Below are 573 nucleotides of genomic sequence, written 5' to 3'. Positions count from 1 at the left end.
TAACGTGGCTTGCTGCGCGGAATGTTGTGCTGCACTGAGCATCTGATCAACCATTTGGTTACGCAACTGGTTCATGAGACCGATGCGCTCGGTTGCCATAGGAAACCATTCCGTTGCTTGAGGCCCCTGAATGCTGTCTAGGTTGGCACTCTGGTTAAGGAAGGATTGCTGTACTTGCTCAACCTTCTTCCACGCAGGACTACTTTGGTGCGATTGCAATGACTGTCGATATTGTTCAGGGAACGCGATTTGAGCTTTTCTAGATGCGTAATCCCCCGATTGGATGTATCCCTCAATGTTGGAGAACAAAACAGATGTGGCGCTTCCTTTCGCAAATACCCCATTAAGTGCGCCGCGTGCTTGGCCTGCACGCTCTTTCATCACGATCACAGAGATCAACGCATCGCCAAGCGTACCTAGCTCTCGGCTTTGAGTCTGTGCAATCAAAATGTCGATGTTGTCGATGATGAGCTGATTCAGGTTGGAGTAATAACCAAAAGGTGCGATTTGAGGCGAAAGGCGATCAACCCCTTGTCGAACCTGATTGAGTCGATTGAGCTGCACTTGGACATC

General features: G+C 49.6%; 1 protein-coding gene. It reads right to left on the bottom strand.

Annotation, left to right across the window (positions count from 1 at the left end; all coding sequences use genetic code 11):
* On the bottom strand, nt 1-573 hold a 573-nt coding region (locus R7E78_RS28895; RefSeq protein WP_318058985.1), incomplete at both ends, for a nitrate- and nitrite sensing domain-containing protein.

It is taken from the genome of Vibrio sp. YT-19(2023) (assembly GCF_033337395.1).
Note: the sequence above shows the minus strand (reverse complement) of the source record. Positions and strands in the feature narration are given on the sequence as shown.